This is a genomic window from Pseudomonas sp. CH61, assembly GCF_059429415.1.
In genome coordinates, this window is record NZ_CM182098.1 from 5,229,128 (window position 1) to 5,249,529 (window position 20,402).

The following is a 20,402-nucleotide window of genomic DNA, read 5'->3' on the forward strand; positions in this document are numbered from 1 at the left end:
TGCAGAACGCCAGACACCTCCGTCGGCCCCCTCTCCCTCTGGGAGAGGGCTGGGGTGAGGGTTTACCAATCAGAAATCGATACGCACATCCCCTTTAGGCACACTGCAGCACGACAAGATAAACCCTTCAGCCTCATCGTCCTCGGTAATCCCGCCGTTGTGCTCCATCTCCACCTCGCCACCCAGCTTGAGCACCTTGCACGTCCCGCAAATCCCCATGCCGCACGCCTTCGGAATCATCAACCCCAGCTTGGCCGCCGCCGCGTGCACGGTCTCACCCGGTGCCACACGAATGCTCTTGCCGGACGAAGTGAATTCGACCTGATGCAGATCCGCCGCATCGATTTCCGGCGCATCCGCAGCCTGCTCGGCCTGCTCCACCGCATCGGCACGGGCTTCGGGTGGCGTCGCACCGAACGATTCCTCGTGATAACGCGACATGTCGTAACCAGCCACTTCCAGCAACCGCTTGACCGCATTCATATACGGCGTCGGCCCGCAGCAGAACACTTCGCGCTCAAGGAAGTCCGGCACCATCAGCTCAAGCATCTTGTGGTTCAGGTAACCGCGATACCCGGCCCACGGTTCACCCAAGCCATGCTTCTCGCAAATCAGGTGCAGACTGAAGTTGTCGATCCGCGACGCCATGTGCTCCAGCTCGCGGTGGTAAATGATGTCTTTCGGCGAGCGCGCGCTGTGGATAAAGGTCATGTCGACGTTGGCGTTGGTGTCGTAGAACCAGCGCGCCATCGACATGCACGGCGTGATGCCAACGCCTCCGCTCAGGTACAGGACTTTCGGGCTCGGGAAGTCGATGGCATTGAACAGCCCGACCGGCCCGTGCACCGCCAATTCCTGGCCTTCATGCAAGGTGTCGTGCAGCCAGTTGGAAACCTTGCCACCCGGCACCCGTTTGATCGTCACCGAAAAACTGTACGGCACCGACGGCGAACTGGAAATCGTGTACGAGCGCATGATCGGCTGGCCTTCGATTTCCAGCTCCAGGGTGACGAACTGCCCGGGCTTGAAGAAGAACAGGATCGGCTGGTCAGCCATAAAGCAGAAGGTGCGCACGTCCCAGGTTTCCTGGATGACTTTGACGCAACGGACGATGTGTCGGCCATTGGCCCAGGTCTGGGTGGTGACCGGATTCAGGAAGCTGTTGGACATGCTGTTCTCCACGGCCGACTGTCGGCCTCATGTCGGCGATTCTGCGTATAGCGCGAACCGTCCGTTTACCTATCCGCGACATCGGCATACTTATCGCGACCAGCCCCCAACCACCGGGGGTTGCGCGTCGGGAACAGATTGCACCATGTCGCCCATGGATAAGGTTGCGCCCTGCGCCGGGCCCACACTCGCCCCAACACCAAGACAGCTTCTTTACACCTTGCGTAGCAACCGTTAGCAGCACACCTGATCAGCCACTTTTCGCCGGCCACGCAGATGGCCATGAGGATCACATCGATGGACGTCACCGCAAAAATCAGCCTGGGCGATCCGCTGGAACCCGCACGCAAGGCCACCGCACAAATGCTCCAGGAGCGCGAGCGGACGTTTTCGCTGCCGCAACCGTTCTACAGCGATGAGCGGTTGTTCGATATCGACATGCAGGAGATCTTCCAGAAAGAGTGGTTGATCGCCGGCATGACCTGCGAGATCCCGGCCAAGGGCAACTACCTGACGCTGCAGATCGGCAAGAACCCGATCATCGTCATTCGTGGCGCCGAGGGCGTGGTGCATGCGTTCCACAACGTCTGCCGCCACCGTGGCTCGCGTCTGTGCACCAGTGAAAAAGGCAAGGTCGCCAAACTGGTCTGCCATTACCACCAGTGGACGTACGAGCTGGACGGTCGTCTGCTGTTCGCCGGCACCGAAATGGGCGCCGACTTCGACATGAAGCAGTACGGCCTGAAACCGGTGAACGTGAAGACCGCCGGCGGCTACATCTTTATCAGTCTGGCGGAGAACCCGCCGGCCATCGATGACTTCCTGTCGACACTGAACCATTACATGGAACCGTACGACATGGAGAACACCAAGGTGGCGATCACCACCACCTTGATGGAGAAGGCCAACTGGAAACTGGTGCTGGAAAACAACCGCGAGTGCTACCACTGCAACGCGTCGCACCCGGAACTGCTGAAAACTCTGCTGGAATGGGACGACGTCACCGATCCGCGCGCCGATCAGGCGTTCAAGGATCACGTTGCTGCGTCCGCTGCTGCCTGGGAAGCCGAGAAGATTCCTTACGCCCATGCCAGCTTCGGCCTGCGCAACCGCATCGTGCGCATGCCGCTGCTCAAGGGCACCGTGTCGATGACCCTCGACGGCAAACAGGGCTGCGCGAAACTGATGGGCCGGATCAAGAACCCGGATCTGGGTTCGATGCGCATCCTGCACCTGCCGCACTCGTGGAACCACTGCATGGGCGACCACATCATCGTCTTCACCGTGTGGCCGATCAGCGCGCAGGAAACCATGGTCACTACCAAATGGATCGTGCACAAGGATGCGGTTGAGGGCGTGGATTACGACGTCGAGCGCATGCGTCAGGTGTGGGACGCGACCAACGATCAGGACCGGCGTCTGGCGGAAGAGAATCAGCGCGGGATCAACTCGACGGCGTATCAGCCTGGGCCTTACTCGAAGACGTATGAGTTTGGTGTGGTCAACTTCGTTGATTGGTACAGCGAGCGCCTGTTGAGCAACCTCGGCGCCGAGCCTGCGCCGTACCTCAAAGGCGTTCCTGTTCAAGGATAAAAAGCATCGCGAGCAGGCTCACTCCTACATTGGGAATGCTTTCCCCCTGTAGGAGTGAGCCTGCTCGCGATAGCTACTTCACATTCACCACATCCCTACACCTTGATTGCACAATTTCTGATCAATCACCCCACACCCTATACCCACCAAGCCTCCCAGCCTTCCGCAAACAAGTTATCCACACACCCACCCACAGCAAATGGGGGTAACTGTGGATGAACGAAAAAATAACTGACTGATTTTTGAAGAAAAATCGTGACTTATCCAGAAGCACGGTTTGCAAGACGCATTGGTTGATTTTTGATCATATTCTTGTAAGCCACGTTTTGTATGGCCTGTAGAGGATGGCAAACATGTTATCCACAGAAGCGCCAACAGAGATCGGGGGTAACTTTGCCTTATCTGTGGAAAAGCGTTGGACGCTGTGTGAAATCGGGGTTTACGTGGCAGTTTTCGATGGAAACAGAAGAATTGACTGTTTTTTGATCAACCCCTTTAAAGCCACGGTTTGTATGGGTCTCAGCGGATAGCGAACATCTTATCCACAGAAGCGCCAACAGAGATTGGGGGCAACTTTCCAAGTTATCCTAGCGAAAAAGCCCTGAAAATCCGTGACTTAGACTGGTTGTTTTTTGATCGGAGGGCTGTAGGGCTTGAATGGCGTGGGGTGTAGAGAGGGGCGAACATGTTATCCACAGATCCGCCAACAGGGATTGTGGGTAAATCGCCCCCCTCACCCCAGCCCTCTCCCTCCGGGAGAGGGAGCCGACCGAGGTGTATTGGAAAAGTGCAGCGACCTGCGACTTATGCGGTGTCCTTAGCTTGGCCAGACCTGAGTTCACGCCGATCTCTCAGGTCGATGTAACGCTTGAGCGCGCCACCGTAGGTCCCCTCTCCCTCCGGGAGAGGGCTAGGGTGAGGGGGCTTTTCAGCGAACAACACCCTCTTCAATCAGCAACTTGAGAATCGCTTCAGCACCGGCCTGCGCGGTGACGCCCTTGAGCACCTGCCCACCACCCCCACTGGCCTTGGCCGTCGCGGCCTTCATCCGGTCCGCCCCGCTCTTGGCCTTGATCACCTTCAAGCGTTTCGGCCGTGGCTTGGCCGCTTGCAAAGTGGCAACCGCGAGCAGCTCATCGTCCACCACTTCGACGTCTTCAGCCTGCAAAACACCGCGCCGCGCCGGTCCATAAGCACTCTGCCGAGGTTTCGGCGCGGCGTTATCCACAGTCGCCAGAAACGGCAGCTTCACCTTCAACCGTCGCCGCTGCCCACGCGGCAACGCTTGCAGCACCAGCGCCGAGCCGTCATTGATCGACTCGACCTGCGCCAGCCCCACCACCAGCGGCCAACCCAAACCTTCCGCCAACAAGAACGGCAGCATCCCCGAACCCTCGCCGGTTTCTGCCTGGCTGCCGGTCAGCACAACTTGCGCACCGGCATCGCGCAGATACGCGGTCAGCGCCGGCAGCGCATCGGCGCCAGCCGGTTGCTCCAGCACATGCATCTGTTCCAGACCCATGCCCAAGTAGGCGCGCAACGCCGGTTCCGCAACGTCGCCGGCATGCAGCACTTGCAGGTTATCCCCAGCCAATTGCAAACCGAGTTCCACCGCGCGGGCATCCTGGTCGGCGCGGCGTGGCCTGCCGGAAGTCGGGTGGGCGCCGATTGAAACCAGACTGATAACTTTCGTGTTCATAGCGTTTCCTTAAGCCGCATCGCGCTTGGCTTCGTTGCGGTAAGCCGCGACCGCTTCGATCAACGCCTGCAGAATCTCTGCGCTCTCGCCGATCACCGACAAATCGGCACGCTTGATCATGTCGCAGCCTGGATCAAGGTTGATTGCCACCACCTTGTCGCAAGCGCCGATGCCTTGCAGGTGCTGGATCGCGCCAGAGATACCCACAGCCACATAGACCCGCGCGGTGACCCAGGTGCCCGACGCGCCGACCTGGCGATCACGCGCCATGAAGCCATCGTCCACCGCCACCCGCGACGCACCTTCGGTAGCGCCGAGTGCCGCCGCCGTTTGGTGAAACAGCTGCCAATCCTTGACACCGTTGCCGCCGGAGAAAATGAACTCCGCTTCGGCCATCGGAATCGCCGCCGGGTCGACCGCCACCGCGCCGAGATCTTCGATCCGCGACAGGCTGCGCGCGACACTTGTGGATAACTCCAACGGCAACGCTTCATGACGGGTTTCGCTGACCGGCTCGGCGCATTCGGCAGCGGCCAGAATCAACCGTGCAACCGGGCGGGCAAGGTCTTGCAGCCCAGCACCAGCGCGGCCGATGCACTCCTGATCCTTGACCTGCCAGACCCGAGTGGCCGGGCGCTCGCCCAGTGCCGCCGCAAAGCGTCGACCGAGTTCGCCGCCACCGCTGCGGCTGTCCGGTAGCAGCCAGTGACGCGGGTTGAACTGGTTATCCACAGCACGCAAACCCTGCACTCGCTGTTCCGGTGCATAACCGCTGAACTGTTCACCTTCGAGCACCAGCAAGCGATCGACGCCTGCGGTCGCAAAGGCGTTTTCCTTATGCTCGCCAAAGACCACCGCCAACACTGCGCCGTCATTACCGGCGAGCTGATGGGCGAGGCCGAGCAGATCACGGTCGTGACTGCTCAAGCGGCCACCGACCATGTCCGGTACCACGCTGATATAGAACGCCGGGGCCGGTACCTGATGCAGCGGCAATTGCACTTCAACCGCGGCCGAACGTTTGACCGCCCCGCCCTGTTGCGCGCCGCTGCGGTCGATCCGCTTGATGCCGTTGGGGCCGATAAAACCGATGCCGTGCAGGTTCTTGCGGATGATGCCGTTGGGCCCCATCCAGCTGTGTTGCGCCGGTTGCATCGCCGCGTGCAACGGGTGCAAGCGGTTACGCGCAATCCATTCGGCGCGCGGGTCGCGGCGGATAATGTCGCTCATCAGTGGGCCTCCGCAGGTTCACGTTTGGCCGGAGTGGCAGGCTTGCTCGGCGCGGCGTCTTCAAGCAACGCGTCGGCCACCAGTTCGGCGATGTCCTTGATCAGCGGACGCGGTTCGACCACGCCTTCGAGCATCGCCGTGCACTGTGGACAACCCACCGCCACCAGTTCGGCACCGGTCTCGCGGATGTCTTCCATGCGCATATCAGGAATCCGCTGCTTACCCGGAATGTCAGTGATCGGCGCGCCGCCACCGCCGCCGCAGCAGCGCGAACGGAAGCCGGAACGTTGCATCTCTTTGACTTCGATACCGAGCGCACGCAGCACTTCGCGCGGCGCTTCGTATTCGCCGTTGTAGCGGCCGAGGTAGCACGGGTCGTGATAAGTCACGCTGTTGCCTTTGTGCTGACCGAGGTTCAGCGCGCCGGCCTGAATGATTTCTGCCATGTAAGTGCTGTGGTGCTGCACCAGGTAGTTGCCGTCGAACGCGCCGTACTCGTTTTTCAGCACATGGAAACTGTGCGGATCACAGGTGACGATGCGGTTGAAACTGTATTTGGCCAAGGTCTGGATATTGCGTTTGGCGAGCAACTGGAAGGTCGCCTCATCGCCCAAACGCCGGGCCACATCGCCGCTGTCACGCTCTTCGAGGCCGAGCACGGCGAAGTCGATTTTTGCCGCTTTCAGTACTTTGACGAACGCGCGCAGGGTGCGCTGGTTGCGCATGTCGAAGGCGCCGTCGCCGACCCAGAACAGCACGTCGGTGGATTTCTTTTCGCTGAGCAGATTGAGGTTCAAATCCGCCGCCCAGTTCATCCGTCCGCCCGGGGCGAAACCTCCGGGGTTGTCGGTGGCGATGAGATTTTCGAGGACTTCGGCGCCCTTGTTCGGGGTCGCGCCTTTTTCCAGGGTCAAATGGCGGCGCATGTCGACGATGGCATCGACGTGCTCGATCATCATCGGGCATTCCTCGACGCAGGCGCGGCAAGTGGTGCAGGACCACAGGGTTTCGGCGTCGACCAAGCCGTTGACGATCGGTTGATGTGGATTACCGCTATGTTCGCCTACAGGTTTGCCCGGATACGGGCTGCCGGCGAACTTGGCATCGGTACCGCCAGCGAGGCCGACGACCATGTCCTGAATCAGCTTTTTCGGGTTCAGCGGCTGGCCGGCAGCAAAGGCCGGGCACGCCGCTTCGCATTTGCCGCACTGCACGCAGGCGTCAAAACCGAGCAACTGGTTCCAGGTGAAATCCTTGGGTTTTTCCACACCCAGTGGCGCGCTCGGATCGTTCAAATCCAACGGCTTCAAACCCGTGGAACGACCGCCGCCAAAACGTTCGGCGCGACGGTGCCAGGCCAGGTGTAACGCGCCGGCAAAGGCGTGTTTCATCGGCCCGCCCCAGGTCATGCCGAAAAACAGTTCCGACACGCCCCACAGCACACCGATCCCGAGGATCGCCGCGAGCACCCAGCCACCGAAGTTTTCCGGCAGAATCCCGGCCACCGGCAAGGTCAGCAGAAAGAACGACGCCGAGAACGCCAGCAGGCTTTTCGGCAGGCGCATCCACGGGCCTTTCGACAGCCGCGCCGGCGGGTTGCGCCGACGCAGATAAACGAAGATCGCGCCGACGAACATCACTGCCGTCATCAGCAGCAAGGCATAGCCAAGGATGCGGTTATGCAGGCCGAAACCGTGGACCAACAGCGCCAGCACAATCGACGCCACCGCACCGCCCGCTGTAGCGACGTGGGTGTTGGCGATGTATTTGTCCCGCGCCACCACGTGGTGCAAGTCGACCATGTAACGCTTGGGCATGGCCAACAGGCCGCCGATCAGATCGACCTTCGAGGCCCGGCCCCGACGCCACATGGCCACCCGCCGCAGCGCGCCGAGGACCCCAAGGCCGATAGCTGCGAACAACAGGATTGGAAGAAGGGTGTTCAACATGGTGAAGCTCCCACCAGTACAACCTGGAGAAACACGATCCGCTTTACTGTGGGAGCGAGCCTGCTCGCGAAAGCGGTGAATCAGTCAGCTCATCTTTCACTGACAGATTGCATTCGCGAGCAGGCTCGCTCCCACAGGGTTTGGTGCAAGTCCTTAGAAATCCTTGCACAGCCGCAGGGCGTCATAGATCGCGGCGTGCGTGTTGCGCTGCGCCACGCAGTCGCCGATGCGGAACAGCAAGTAGCCGTCGCCCGCCTCGCTCAGCGAAGGTTGCGGCTGGATCGCGAACAACGCTTCAACGTCGATCTGGCCCTTGTTGCGCGAACCTTCTTTGAGCGCGTAGTAGATTTCCTCATCCGGCCGCACGCCGTTTTCCACCACCACCTGATCGACCACCCGCTCCTCCTTGGCGCCGGTGTATTCGTTCTCCAGCACCGCGACCAGTTTGTCGCCCTCGCGGTAGACCTTCTCGAGCATCATGTCGCCGGTCATGATCACTTCTTTCGGGTACATGCTGCGGTAGTAGGTCGGGAACGACGTACCGCCGATGGCCACACCCGGTTTGATGTCGTCGGTGACGATCTCGACCTGGCTGCCTTTGTCGGCTAGGAAGTCGGCAACCGACATCCCGGTGAACTCGCAAATCGTGTCGTAGACCAGCACGTTCTTGCCCGGCGCGACCTTGCCGTCGAGCACGTCCCAGCTGCTGACCACCAGCCCTTCGGCGGCGCCCCAGTGTTCGTTCTGTTCCAGATACGGATGCCCGCCGACCGCCAGCACCACCACGTCCGGACGCAAGTCCATGATGGTGTCGGCATCGGCCGCCGTGCCCAGGCGCAGATCGACTTTCAGCCGCGCCAGTTCCAGCTGGAACCAGCGGGTGATGCCGGCGATCTGATCGCGCTGCGGCGCTTTCGACGCGGTGGTGATCTGCCCGCCGATGAATTCTTTCTTCTCGAACAGGGTCACGTCGTGGCCACGTTCGGCGGCAACGCGGGCCGCTTCCATCCCGGCCGGGCCGGCACCGACGATCACCACTTTGCGTTTCGGCCCGGTGGATTTCTCGATGATGTGCGGCACGCCCATGTATTCACGGGACGTCGCGGCGTTCTGGATGCACAGCACGTCGAGGCCTTGATACTGGCGGTCGATGCAATAGTTGGCGCCGACGCACTGTTTGATCTGGTCGATCTGGCCCATTTTGATCTTGGCGATCAGGTGCGGGTCGGCGATGTGCGCGCGGGTCATGCCGACCATGTCGACGTAACCGCCTTCAAGGATGCGCGTGGCCTGGTTCGGGTCCTTGATGTTCTGTGCGTGCAGCACCGGCACCTTGACCACTTCCTTGATCCCGGCGGCCAGATGCAGGAACGGCTCCGGTGGATAACTCATGTTCGGAATCACGTTGGCCAGGGTGTTGTGGGTGTCACAACCCGAGCCGACCACGCCGATGAAATCGAGCATGCCGGTGTCGTCGTAATACTTGGCGATCTGCTTCATGTCCTCGTGGGACAAGCCGTCCGGGTGGAACTCGTCACCGCACAGACGCATGCCCACGCAGAAGTCGTCACCGACCTCGGCGCGCACCGCTTTCAACACTTCCAGACCGAACTTCATCCGGCCTTCGAAGGTGCCGCCCCATTCGTCGGTACGCTTGTTGACGCGCGGGCTCCAGAACTGGTCGATCATGTGCTGGTGCACCGCCGACAGTTCAACGCCGTCGAGGCCACCGGCCTTGGCCCGGCGCGCGGCCTGGGCGTAGTTGCCGATCACCCGCCAGATTTCTTCCGGCTCGATGGTTTTGCAAGTGGCGCGGTGTACCGGTTCACGGATGCCCGAGGGCGACATCAGCGTCGGCCAGTTGAAGCCGTCCCAGCGCGAGCGCCGGCCCATGTGGGTAATCTGAATCATGATCTTGGCGCCATGCTTGTGCATGGCGTCGGCCAGATTCTGGAAATGCGGAATGATCCGGTCGGTGGACAAGTTCACCGAGCTCCACCATTCCTGCGGGCTGTCGACGGCGACCACGGAGGAACCACCACAGATCGCCAGGCCGATCCCGCCCTTGGCCTTCTCTTCGTAATACTTGACGTAGCGGTCGGTGGTCATGCCACCGTCAGTCGCGTAGACCTCGGCGTGCGCAGTGCTGAGCACGCGGTTGCGGATGGTCAGTTTGCCGATCTGGATCGGCTGGAACATTGCTTCGAAAGCCATGGCGGGTTCCTCGACTTACAACGGCTTGACGGTGAACAGGCCGTCGTCGTGGCCTTCTTCGGAGCCACCGTAAACTTGCTCGGCAACCGTGCGAATCTTGCTGCCGCGCGCCTCAAGAATCTGATCCATGGCCCCGGCAAACCAACCGGTGAACATGTAATCGACCTTGCGCCCGACCTTGCCGTAGACGTAGACGAACGCCGAGTGCTCGAGCTTGACGCTGGCGGTGCCTTTGTCGAGGTCGATGTCCTGGATCTTGAACAGGCCCCAGCCGCGTTGCGACAGGCGTTTCATGTAGTGCTCGAACACCGCGACGCCTTCCAGGCCGTGGCATTCGGCTTCTTTCTCGCACCAGTGCCAGGCGGATTTGTAGCCGGCCTTGTAGAGGATCTCGGCGTAGGCGTCAGCGCCCAAAACCTCTTCGATGCCCATGTGGTTATTCACGAAGAAATGACGCGGCACGTAGAGCATTGGCAGGGCGTCGGAGGTCCAGACACCGGTCTCGCTGTCGACTTCGATTGGCAATTGCGGGGCGATCTTGGCCATGGAAACTTAACTCCAGAAAAAATAGTGGATTCAGTGGTGACCGCTGCCCTCACCCCAGCCCTCTCCCACAGGAGAGGGGGCAGTTCGGCGGCGGTCTTGAGTCAGCGTTACTCGCCCCAGACGTCTTTCAAGACGTTGACCCAGTTCTCGCCCATGATCTTGCGCACCACGCGCTCGGAATGGCCGCGCTTGAGCAGGGTTTCGGTCAGGTTCGGGAACTCGCCGACGGTGCGAATGCCCAGCGGGTTGATGATCTTGCCGAAGCTGGTCAGACGGCGGGCGTAGCCCTTGTCGTGGGTCAGGTATTCGAAGAAGTCCTGGCCATGGCCTTGGGTGAAGTCGGTGCCGATGCCGATGGCGTCTTCGCCGACGATGTTCATGGTGTATTCGATCGCCTCGGCGTAGTCGTCGATGGTCGAATCGATGCCCTTGGCGAGGAACGGCGCAAACATGGTCACGCCGACAAAACCGCCGTGGTCGGCAATGAACTTCAGTTCTTCATCAGACTTGTTGCGCGGGTGCTCTTTGAGACCCGACGGCAGGCAGTGCGAATAACACACCGGTTTTTTCGATTCGAGGATGACTTCTTCCGAGGTCTTGGAACCGACGTGGGACAGGTCACACATGACGCCGACGCGGTTCATCTCGGCGACGATTTCGCGACCGAAACCCGACAGACCGCCGTCACGCTCGTAGCAACCGGTGCCGACCAGGTTCTGGGTGTTGTAGCACATCTGCACAATGCCGACGCCGAGCTGCTTGAACACCTCGACATAGCCGATCTGGTCTTCAAACGCGTGAGCATTCTGGAAGCCGAAGAGGATGCCGGTCTTGCCTTGCTCTTTGGCGCGACGGATGTCGGCGGTGGTACGCACCGGCATCACCAGATCGCTGTTTTCGCGGATCAGCTTCTGGCTGGCAGCAATATTGTTCACGGTCGCCTGAAAGCCTTCCCACACCGACACAGTGCAGTTGGCTGCCGTCAGACCGCCCTTGCGCATGTCTTCGAACAGCTCGCGGTTCCATTTGGCAATGATCAGACCGTCGATAACGATGCTGTCGGCGTGTAATTCGGCTGGGCTCATCAGGCGTCCCCTTATTGGCGATTCATGCGCCGAATCGTCTGCCGGCGCTTTGGGGCCAGCATATGCCTCGGTGCCGGGGCGACCGGGTGCAAAAACGACAGGGGAATTGCCGAAAGCGTCAATCCGCGACAAAGGGTCGCCAGACGCTCCGATCAGCTACCTGTTCAAGCCCGCAAGCTTGAGCCAGAATCTGCGGCATCCTGGAAACACCACTGGCTTAGAGCGGCGACAACAATGAAATCGATCTTCCTGGCTTTGGCTTTGCTTGCGACCGGCGTACACGCCGCCGAAGAATCCGACAACAACCCCTGCGACGCCGTCGAAAACGACGTCCAGACCCTGGAATGCTCGACCTACAGCCGCACTACTGCCGAAGACCTGCTCAAGGACAACTACGCCAGCCTGACCGAACGCATGCAGACCGCCTACGGCAAAAACGCCACGCAACTGGCGGACATCACCGCCAAGATCAAGACGGCTCAGCAGCAGTGGTTGAAGACGCGGGATGCCGATTGCGCGGTGGAAGCGTTCCCGGCGACGGCGGGCAGCAAGGCCTTCACAATTGCGCAGAATGACTGCGTGGCGCGGATGAGTGATGAACGGTCGGAGTTCTTGGAGTCGATTGGGCAGGAGTGATCCTGACCACTCGTAACATGCCGTCAATTCTTGTTGATTGGCCTTGGGAGAAATATAAGCAAAGATTCTGAAATCTTATAAAAGACTTATATTTCTCCGAATATGAAGTTATCCACAGATATCCAGATCATCAACGACGCCGAGGGCAACCCCGCCTTCGTGGTCATTCCCTATGCGCAATACGTCGCGCAGAAAATGCAGCCCGATCTGATTCCCCATGAAGTGGTCAGTCGGATGGTCGACGGAGCGACACCGATCCGTGCCTGGCGCGAATACCTAAACCTGACTCAGGAAGAAGTCGCCAAACGCATGGGCATTTCGCAACCGGCGTTTGCCCAGCAGGAAACGGTGTCCAAGCCACGTAAAGCGACACGCGAAAAAATTGCAGCGGCGTTCGGCATCACCGCCAATCAGCTAGAGCTGTAAGCTGCCCTCCTCACTTCAAGGAATTCCCCATGAACATCTGCGGCATCGAAATCAAAGGCAGCGAAGCGATCATCGCCGTGGCCGCTCTCGACGGTTCGACCCTGAGCCACATTCCCCTTGCCACCAAGAAGATCGCCCTCGAAGACGATGACGAAGCGGCAAACGTTAAGCTCTTTGCGGCGCAGGTGGCGTCGTTTGTGCGGGAGAATTCGGTTGACCGGATTGCGATCAAGAAGCGCAGCAAGAAGGGTGAGTTTGCCGGCGGGCCGACGACGTTCAAGATTGAAGGGATTTTGCAGTTGCTGGATGGCTGTGAGGTGACGTTGTTGTCGCCGCAGACGATCAATGCGCAGGCGAAGAAGCATAATTTCGAGCTGCCGGGGACGCTGAACAAGTATCAGCATGAGGCTTATAAAGCGGCGTGTTCGGCGTTGCTGAAGAAGTAACCCGATCAAACTGTAGGAGTGAGCCTGCTCGCGATGACGAAGTGTCAGTCGACATCAGTGTTGTCTGACTTACCGCTATCGCGAGCAGGCTCACTCCTACAGGGGGTTTGGGTGCATCCAATTCAGGCTTGGGCGGTACGCCGATCTTCGCGGGGACAGCGGGCGAATTTTGCGCGGTAGCTGCGGGTGAAATACGACGGTGATTCGAAGCCGCAGGCGATGCTCACTTCGAGCACGCTCATGTCGGTCTGGCGCAGTAGCTGCCGGGCCTTTTCCAGGCGTAGGCGCAGGTAGAAGTTGCTCGGCGTGTCGTTCAGGTGCAGGCGAAACAAGCGCTCCAGTTGCCGTCGCGTCACTTTGATCGATTCCGCCAGTTGCAGCGTGGTTAACGGTGGTTCGCTGTGCTGTTCCATCTCGCCAATCACCTGAACCAGTTTCTTGTTATTGATCCCGTAACGCGTCGCGACTTCCATGCGCTGGTGGTCTTTACGCGGACGAATCCGTCCCAGTACAAACTGCTCACTGACCTGAATCGCCAGTTGCGGGCCGTGGGCCTGGGCGATCAGATCGAGCATTAAATCGATGGAAGCGGTGCCGCCCGCCGAGGTGATGCGCCGGCGGTCGATCTCGAACAGCTCTTGGGTCACGCTGAGCTGTGGATAAGATTCCTTGAACGCGTCGATGGCTTCCCAGTGCAGGGTCAGGCGATGGCCATCGAGCAAACCGGCTTCAGCGAGGACAAAACTGCCGGTGTCGATGGCGCCAAGTGTGACGCCTTCGTTGTCCAGTCGGCGCAGCCAATGCTCCAGCACCGGGGTGGCGAACTTGAGCGGCTCAAACCCGGCCACCACCAGCAGCGTCGCGCCTTTCTTCAACGGCTCCAGTGCCGCGTCGGCGTTGACCGACATGCCGTTGCTCGCCAACACCGCCCCGCCATCAGCGCTCAACACATGCCAGCGGTACAGCTCGCCACGAAAGCGGTTGGCCACGCGTAGCGGTTCGATCGCGGAAATAAAGCCGATGGCGGAGAACCCCGGCATCAGCAAGAAGTAGAAATCCTGGGACATGTGCGCACTCGGTTGGCGGGTAGCGTGGGATGTTGATACGCCAGTTGTCTTCGGCATTCAAGAGCGCAGGTCGCTACAGTGCAAATGCCAGTCGCCGCAGTGCGCTTTCATGGGCGTATAGCTGCGTAACTTTGCATCACCGGCACGACAGATGCCGGAACTCACAATAAACGACCTGCCGAGGAACCCGACATGAAACGACTGATCAGCAGCTGTGTTCTCGCACTCAGCGGTACCGCTTTCTTCAGCGCCAGCGTCATGGCGGCCGAACCCGCCTCGTGCCAGAACGTGCGCATGGGCGTGGTCAACTGGACCGACGTGATCGCCACCAGTGCCATGACCCAGGTCCTGCTCGACGGCCTCGGCTACAACACCAAACAAACCAGCGCCTCCCAGCAAATCATCTTCGCCGGGATCCGCGATCAGCGCCTGGACCTGTTCCTCGGTTACTGGAACCCGCTGATGACCCAGACCATCACGCCGTTCGTCGACGCCAATCAGGTCAAAGTCCTTGAAGCGCCAAGCCTGAAAGATGCCCGTGCGACCCTCGCCGTGCCGACTTATCTGGCCGACAAGGGCCTGAAAACCTTTGCCGACATCGCCAGATTTCAGAAGGAACTGGGCGGCAAGATCTACGGCATCGAGCCGGGCTCGGGCGCCAACACGCAGATCAAGGCAATGATCGCCAAGAACCAGTTCGGCCTCGGCAAGTTCCAGTTGGTCGAGTCGAGTGAGGCCGGCATGCTCGCCGCCGTCGACCGCGCCGTGCGCCGCAAAGAGGCCGTGGTGTTCTTCGGCTGGGCGCCGCACCCGATGAACGTCAATGTGCAGATGACCTATCTGACCGGCAGTGACGACGCTCTCGGCCCGAATGAAGGCATGGCCACCGTGTGGACGGTCACCGCGCCGAAATACGCCGAGCAGTGCCCGAACATCGGTCGCCTGCTGACCAACCTGACGTTCACCGCCGAGGACGAGAGCCGGATGATGCAGCCGCTGCTCGACCACAAGGACGCCTTTGAATCCGCCAAGCAATGGCTCAAGGATCACCCTGAAGACAAGCAGCGCTGGCTGGAAGGTGTGACCACGTTCGATGGCAAACCGGCCGCTGAAAACCTGCAGTTGACCAGCAAATAACCCTCTCATTTAAAAGCCCCTCACCCTAGCCCTCTCCCAAGGGGAGAGGGAACCGGACGAAGCTTCGCAGCCCCGAAAAAGGCTGCGGACAGACCCATCACGCCTGAAGGAAACCGCACCATGAACCACGACGTCATCATCACCTGCGCACTCACCGGTGCTGGCGACACGACCGCCAAGAGCCCGCATGTGCCGGTCACCCCGAAACAGATCGCAGCAGCCGCCGTTGAAGCGGCCAAGGCTGGCGCCACCGTCGTGCACTGCCACGTGCGTGATCCGCAGACCGGCAAGTTCAGCCGTGACGTGGCGCTGTACCGCGAAGTGATGGAGCGCATCCGCGAGGCGGACGTCGACATCATCGTTAACCTCACCGCCGGCATGGGCGGCGACCTGGAAATCGGCGCTGGCGAGAACCCGATGGAGTTCGGCCCGAACACCGATCTGGTCGGCCCGCTGACTCGTCTCGCCCACGTTGAAGAGTTACTGCCGGAAATCTGCACCCTCGATTGCGGCACGCTGAACTTCGGCGATGGCGACACCATTTACGTCTCCACCCCGGCGCAACTGCGTGCCGGCGCCAAGCGCATCACCGAGCTGGGCGTGAAGGCCGAGCTGGAGATTTTCGACACCGGTCACCTGTGGTTCGCCAAGCAGATGATCAAGGAAGGCTTGCTGGATAACCCGTTGTTCCAGTTGTGCCTGGGCATTCCGTGGGGCGCCCCGGCGGATACCACCACCATGAAAGCCATGGTCGATAACCTGCCGACGGATGCGGTGTGGGCCGGGTTCGGGATTGGCAGGATGCAGATGCCGATGGCGGCGCAAGCGGTGCTATTGGGCGGCAACGTGCGGGTCGGGCTGGAAGACAACCTGTGGCTGGACAAGGGTGTGCTGGCGACCAACGGCCAATTGGTCGAGCGCGCCACCGAGATCCTCAGCCGCCTCGGCGCCCGCGTGCTGACCCCGGCCGAGGGCCGCAAGAAAATGGGCCTGACCCAGCGCGGCTAAACGACCACTCATTTCCCCCTGTGGGAGCGAGCCTGCTCGCGAAGAGGCCGGTACATCCGAAGCATCTTCAGCAGCAGAGCCACCGCATTCGCGAGCAGGCTCGCTCCCACAGTTTTTTCCAGTCGAATTCAGGAAATCACCATGAGCTTTATCACCGAAATCAAAACCTTCGCCGCGCTGGGCAGCGGTGTCATCGGCAGTGGCTGGGTCGCCCGCGCCCTCGCCCATGGCCTGGATGTGATCGCCTGGGACCCGGCACCGGGCGCCGAAGCGGCACTGCGCAAACGCTTGGCCAACGCCTGGGGTGCGCTGGAGAAAAACGGTCTGGCGCCGGGTGCTTCGCAGGATCGTCTGCGCTTTGTCGCGACCATCGAAGAGTGTGTTCGGGATGCCGACTTCATTCAGGAAAGCGCCCCGGAACGTCTGGAACTGAAACTCGATCTGCACAGCAAAATCAGCGCCGCGGCCAAGCCGAATGCGTTGATCGGCTCGAGCACTTCGGGCCTGTTGCCGAGTGAGTTCTACGAGAGCTCGACGCACCCGGAGCGCTGCGTGGTAGGCCACCCGTTCAACCCGGTCTATCTGCTGCCGTTGGTCGAAGTCGTGGGCGGCAAGAACACTGCGCCGGAAGCCGTGCAAGCGGCGATGAAAGTCTACGAATCCCTCGGCATGCGCCCGTTGCATGTGCGCAAGGAAGTGCCCGGATTTATCGCCGACCGCTTGCTTGAAGCGTTGTGGCGAGAGGCGCTGCACCTGGTCAATGACGGTGTCGCGACCACTGGCGAGATCGACGATGCGATCCGTTTTGGCGCTGGTTTGCGCTGGTCGTTCATGGGTACGTTCCTGACTTACACCCTGGCCGGGGGGGATGCGGGCATGCGCCACTTCATGTCGCAATTCGGCCCGGCGTTGCAGTTGCCGTGGACGTATCTGCCGGCACCGGAGCTGACGGAGAAGTTGATTGATGATGTGGTTGATGGCACCAGTGATCAGCTTGGTCGTCACAGTATTTCGGCGCTGGAGCGCTATCGTGATGATTGCTTGCTGGCGGTGCTTGAGGCGGTGAAGACCACCAAGGAAAAGCATGGGATGGCGTTCAGCGAGTGATGGGGTTGGCATGACATCGCTGCCCTCACCCTAACCCTCTCCCAGAGGTAGAGGGGACTGACCGAGTTGATTGTTCGAGTTACACCGACTTGCACCACCGAGCCGAACTCAGGACTTGAAAAGCTTGAAGATCTGCTCCCTTTCCCCATGGGGTAGAGGGGACTGACCGTGTTGATTGTTCGAGCTACGCCGACTTGCGCCACCGAGCCGAACTCGAGTTTTGAAAGGCCCCCGATCTGCTCCCTTTCCCCCTCTCCCCTTGGGGGAGAGGGCTGGGGTGAGGGGGTAGCTCTTGATCCTAACGACCCGCCCACTGCCGGAACCCAATCATGCCCAACCTCACCACCTACCAAACCCGAATCATCCCCGACTGGGTCGACTACAACGGCCACCTGCGGGACGCCTTCTACCTGCTGATTTTCAGCTACGCCACCGACGCCCTGATGGACCGCCTCGGTATGGACAGCAGCAACCGCGAAGCCAGCGGCCACTCCCTGTTCACCCTCGAACTGCACCTCAACTACCTGCACGAAGTGAAGCTCGACACCGAGGTCGAAGTGCACACGCAAATCATCGCCCACGACAGCAAACGCCTGCACCTCTATCACAGCCTGCACAAGGTCGGTGACGAACAGGAACTGGCCGGCAACGAACAAATGCTCTTGCACGTCGACCTCGCCGGCCCGCGCTCGGCGCCGTTCAGCCCGGACACGTTGAGCCGCCTGCAAAGCATCGTCGCCGAGCAGCAAGACCTGCCCGCTCCCGCTTACATCGGCCGCGTCATCGCGCTGCCGCCTGCAAGGTAAATCCATCGATCGCAAGGAGCCGCCATGAACACCGCTGCCGCTGTTGCCGACTTCCGTACTTGTCCGTTGATCAGCGCGCTTGGTGGCGTGAAGAGCCTGGGGGGAGTTGTGGTGTTTTGATAACCGCCGCACTTTGCATGCGCGCAATGCCTTTGATCCAGCCACGGGGGCGCGGCATTTCCAGGGCTGCTATATCGACAGAGATGAATTGTTGTCGCGGATTCTGGTGTTGCAGCGTTAGACCGCGTCAGCGTTCTTCGTCGGAACGCCGCCCGGAGACAGGCTCGCTCCCACATTTAATCGCATTCCCATGAATGAACGCGGTCACCTGTGGGAGCGAGCCTGCTCGCGAAGGCGTCAGCGGAAACAACAAATCTCTGACTGATTCACAGCAAAAAAAAGCCCCGATACAAGCCGTGACAGGATCGGGGCAGAGGGTACTGTTGAGGAGCTGCCAAGCGAGGGTGACCAAACCTTCGTGTTGCGAGCTGAGCTCAGTGTGCCCACTCCCTTGAGCGGCAAGTTAGCCGAAAACGACCTGTTCATAGCCGTCGCAGCCACTGCGACAAAACGCCCTTGCCGTGCCCCGACGTGGCTACCAGAATCGAGCCACGACCTCCGTTATTGAAGAAGGATGCGCGTCATGATGTATGCCGATTTGATCGATCAGGAAGATTTGTTGGGCCAGCTCAAGGCGTTGGGCATCCAAGTACCCAGTGGTACTACCGCTGATCAGGCTTGCGAGTGCGCGGTGCGCGGTCTGGATAATGTTCGCGCGTTTGAACTGCGCAAGATGGTCAAGGACATGTACACCAGCGGCGCCAGCATTCAGCCGGCGGTGCGTCAGGCGATCGACAAACAGTTGTTGCCGGCATTGGCGGACTATCAGCAAAGCCATAGCGCCTGATAAATCCATTCGCGAGCAGGCTCGCTCCCACATTGGAATGCATTCCTACTGTGGGAGCGAGCCTGCTCGCGAAGAACGATGACTCGGTCTACAGTCTCACACTGGCAAACGTCGACTCATTGCGCGCCTGACTCAACGCCGACATCGGCCCCGACAGCGGCGACATCACGATTGCCTGCGGCAGCGGCAGCATCGCCACTTGCTGGGTGGTGTTGGAGCCTACGCGCTCGTCACGCGGCGGAATGCCGAAGTACTCGCGGTAGCACTTGGAGAAGTGCGGCGTCGAAACGAAACCACACACCGACGCCACTTCGATGATCGACATCGGCGTTTGCTTGAGCAGTTGCCGGGCGCGGATCAGGCGCAGCTTCAAGTAGTAACGCGATGGCGAGCAGTGCAGGTATTTCTGGAACAGGCGCTCCAGCTGTCGACGCGAAACGGCCACATACACCGCCAGCTCATCAAGATCGATCGGCTCTTCCAGATTGGCTTCCATCAGCGCAACGATTTCCTGCAGTTTCGGCTGGTTGGTGCCGAGCATGTGCTTGAGCGGCACACGCTGGTGATCCTGTTCGTTGCGGATGCGTTCGTAGACGAACATTTCCGAGATCGCGGCGGACAGTTCACGGCCGTGATCGCGGCTGATCAGGTGCAGCATCATGTCCAGCGGCGCGGTACCGCCGGAGCTGGTGAAACGGTTACGGTCGAGGGTGAACAAACGGGTGCTCATGGCCACGCGCGGGAAAGCTTCCTGCATCGCCGCCAGACATTCCCAGTGCACGCTGCAATCGAAACCGTCGAGCAACCCGGCGCAAGCCAGCGCCCAACTGCCGGTGCACACGGCGCCGAGACGCTTGGACTGACGCGCCTGGCTTTGCAGCCAGGAAACGTGTTCACGGGTCACGGTGCGTTGAATACCGATACCGCCGCAGACAATCACAGTGTCCAGCGGCGGCGCTTTGTGCATGGAGGCGTCGGGAGTGATTTGCAGACCGTCACTGGCCCACACCTGGCCGCCATCGACGGTGAGGGTGCTCCAGCGATACAGCTCGCGACCGGACAATTGGTTGGCCATGCGCAGGGGCTCTACTGCGGAGGCCAGAGAAATCAGCGTGAAATTGTCCAGCAGCAGAAAGCCGATGGATTGAGGCGCACGGTTCTGGGGTTGGGCCCCGGAGTTGAACGACGTCATCGCGGTATCTCCTCACACAAAGCGGGTGATGGCCTCAGGCGGAGGCTCTTGTTATTGCCAGCGTTCTCGCGTGGGAGACGGGCTTTGTTATGACAGAGCAATTGCCATGCCTAAAATTGGATGGCCGTTCAATAACTCCTGAAAACGACGTCGCGACGTGTCTATACGAGACGTCCGACGAAAG

Annotated in this window: 18 protein-coding genes and 1 pseudogene; 10 read left to right on the plus strand and 9 right to left on the minus strand. The window is 60.3% G+C overall.

Annotation, left to right across the window (positions count from 1 at the left end):
- Positions 1-69: 69 nt before the first annotated feature.
- Entirely contained in the window at positions 70-1,170 is a 1,101-nt protein-coding gene (gene gbcB / locus AC5SEM_RS23540) for a glycine betaine monooxygenase reductase subunit (protein ID WP_007911227.1), read from the minus strand.
- Positions 1,171-1,467: 297 nt separating this feature from the next.
- On the opposite strand from gbcB, the gene gbca reads away from it, so the two are divergent.
- Complete coding sequence (gene gbca, locus AC5SEM_RS23545; protein ID WP_064388154.1) at positions 1,468-2,763, plus strand: glycine betaine monooxygenase oxygenase subunit; 1,296 nt, start codon at positions 1,468-1,470, stop codon at positions 2,761-2,763.
- A 928-nt stretch (positions 2,764-3,691) separates the two neighbouring features.
- Here gbca and etfB read toward each other — a convergent pair.
- The 6 genes from etfB to AC5SEM_RS23575 form a co-directional block, all read right to left on the minus strand.
- A complete protein-coding gene (gene etfB, locus AC5SEM_RS23550) occupies positions 3,692-4,462 on the minus strand; it encodes an electron transfer flavoprotein subunit beta (RefSeq protein WP_077574827.1) in 771 nt (256 codons plus the stop codon).
- Between the two features lie 9 nt (positions 4,463-4,471).
- Positions 4,472-5,692 (minus strand): electron transfer flavoprotein subunit alpha, encoded by a 1,221-nt coding sequence (gene etfA, locus AC5SEM_RS23555; protein ID WP_495471387.1) that lies wholly within the window; start codon positions 5,690-5,692, stop codon positions 4,472-4,474.
- The gene (dgcB, locus tag AC5SEM_RS23560; RefSeq protein WP_495471388.1) at positions 5,692-7,641 is read right to left on the minus strand and encodes a dimethylglycine demethylation protein DgcB; all 1,950 of its coding nucleotides are present in this window, start codon (positions 7,639-7,641) and stop codon (positions 5,692-5,694) included. The genes etfA and dgcB overlap by 1 nt, the downstream gene beginning before the upstream one ends.
- Before the next feature lie 153 nt (positions 7,642-7,794).
- Positions 7,795-9,855 (minus strand): dimethylglycine demethylation protein DgcA, encoded by a 2,061-nt coding sequence (dgcA, locus tag AC5SEM_RS23565; protein ID WP_116028357.1) that lies wholly within the window; start codon positions 9,853-9,855, stop codon positions 7,795-7,797.
- Positions 9,856-9,870: 15 nt separating this feature from the next.
- On the minus strand, positions 9,871-10,401 hold the full coding sequence (locus tag AC5SEM_RS23570) for a DUF5943 domain-containing protein (RefSeq protein ID WP_005792152.1): 531 nt from the start codon (positions 10,399-10,401) through the stop codon (positions 9,871-9,873).
- 107 nt (positions 10,402-10,508) lie between these two features.
- Positions 10,509-11,486 carry a dipeptidase gene (locus AC5SEM_RS23575; RefSeq protein ID WP_027610650.1) on the minus strand — a complete coding sequence of 326 codons (978 nt, stop codon included), beginning with the start codon at positions 11,484-11,486 and terminating at the stop codon, positions 10,509-10,511.
- Between the two features lie 234 nt (positions 11,487-11,720).
- On the opposite strand from AC5SEM_RS23575, the gene AC5SEM_RS23580 reads away from it, so the two are divergent.
- From AC5SEM_RS23580 to AC5SEM_RS23590, 3 genes are all read left to right on the plus strand, one after another.
- Positions 11,721-12,122 (plus strand): lysozyme inhibitor LprI family protein, encoded by a 402-nt coding sequence (locus tag AC5SEM_RS23580; RefSeq protein ID WP_160059706.1) that lies wholly within the window; start codon positions 11,721-11,723, stop codon positions 12,120-12,122.
- 102 nt (positions 12,123-12,224) lie between these two features.
- Positions 12,225-12,548, plus strand: a complete 324-nt coding sequence (locus tag AC5SEM_RS23585) for a helix-turn-helix domain-containing protein (RefSeq protein ID WP_495471389.1) — start codon at positions 12,225-12,227, stop codon at positions 12,546-12,548.
- Positions 12,549-12,577: 29 nt separating this feature from the next.
- Positions 12,578-12,994 carry a DUF3010 family protein gene (locus AC5SEM_RS23590; RefSeq protein ID WP_116028358.1) on the plus strand — a complete coding sequence of 139 codons (417 nt, stop codon included), beginning with the start codon at positions 12,578-12,580 and terminating at the stop codon, positions 12,992-12,994.
- A 122-nt stretch (positions 12,995-13,116) separates the two neighbouring features.
- Here the strand turns inward: AC5SEM_RS23590 and AC5SEM_RS23595 are convergent, their stop codons facing one another.
- Positions 13,117-14,061 (minus strand): GlxA family transcriptional regulator, encoded by a 945-nt coding sequence (locus tag AC5SEM_RS23595; RefSeq protein ID WP_110721290.1) that lies wholly within the window; start codon positions 14,059-14,061, stop codon positions 13,117-13,119.
- Positions 14,062-14,253: 192 nt separating this feature from the next.
- On the opposite strand from AC5SEM_RS23595, the gene AC5SEM_RS23600 reads away from it, so the two are divergent.
- From AC5SEM_RS23600 to AC5SEM_RS23625, 6 genes and pseudogenes are all read left to right on the plus strand, one after another.
- Positions 14,254-15,198 (plus strand): choline ABC transporter substrate-binding protein, encoded by a 945-nt coding sequence (locus tag AC5SEM_RS23600; RefSeq protein WP_495471390.1) that lies wholly within the window; start codon positions 14,254-14,256, stop codon positions 15,196-15,198.
- A gap of 120 nt (positions 15,199-15,318) precedes the next feature.
- Positions 15,319-16,206, plus strand: coding sequence for a 3-dehydrocarnitine:acetyl-CoA trimethylamine transferase CdhC (gene cdhC / locus AC5SEM_RS23605; RefSeq protein WP_495471391.1), 888 nt, complete (start codon positions 15,319-15,321; stop codon positions 16,204-16,206).
- Between the two features lie 141 nt (positions 16,207-16,347).
- The gene (locus tag AC5SEM_RS23610; RefSeq protein ID WP_495471392.1) at positions 16,348-17,313 is read left to right on the plus strand and encodes an L-carnitine dehydrogenase; all 966 of its coding nucleotides are present in this window, start codon (positions 16,348-16,350) and stop codon (positions 17,311-17,313) included.
- Between the two features lie 329 nt (positions 17,314-17,642).
- Complete coding sequence (locus AC5SEM_RS23615; RefSeq protein ID WP_495471393.1) at positions 17,643-18,119, plus strand: thioesterase family protein; 477 nt, start codon at positions 17,643-17,645, stop codon at positions 18,117-18,119.
- A gap of 100 nt (positions 18,120-18,219) precedes the next feature.
- Positions 18,220-18,360 (plus strand): annotated as a pseudogene (locus tag AC5SEM_RS23620) (TauD/TfdA family dioxygenase); the annotation flags it as partial.
- 402 nt (positions 18,361-18,762) lie between these two features.
- On the plus strand, positions 18,763-19,026 hold the full coding sequence (locus tag AC5SEM_RS23625; protein WP_016983943.1) for a hypothetical protein: 264 nt from the start codon (positions 18,763-18,765) through the stop codon (positions 19,024-19,026).
- 88 nt (positions 19,027-19,114) lie between these two features.
- Here AC5SEM_RS23625 and gbdR read toward each other — a convergent pair whose 3' ends face one another.
- Positions 19,115-20,218: a choline metabolism transcriptional regulator GbdR gene (gene gbdR / locus AC5SEM_RS23630; protein WP_007949927.1), complete on the minus strand. Its 1,104-nt coding sequence runs from the start codon at positions 20,216-20,218 to the stop codon at positions 19,115-19,117.
- Positions 20,219-20,402 lie beyond the last annotated feature (184 nt).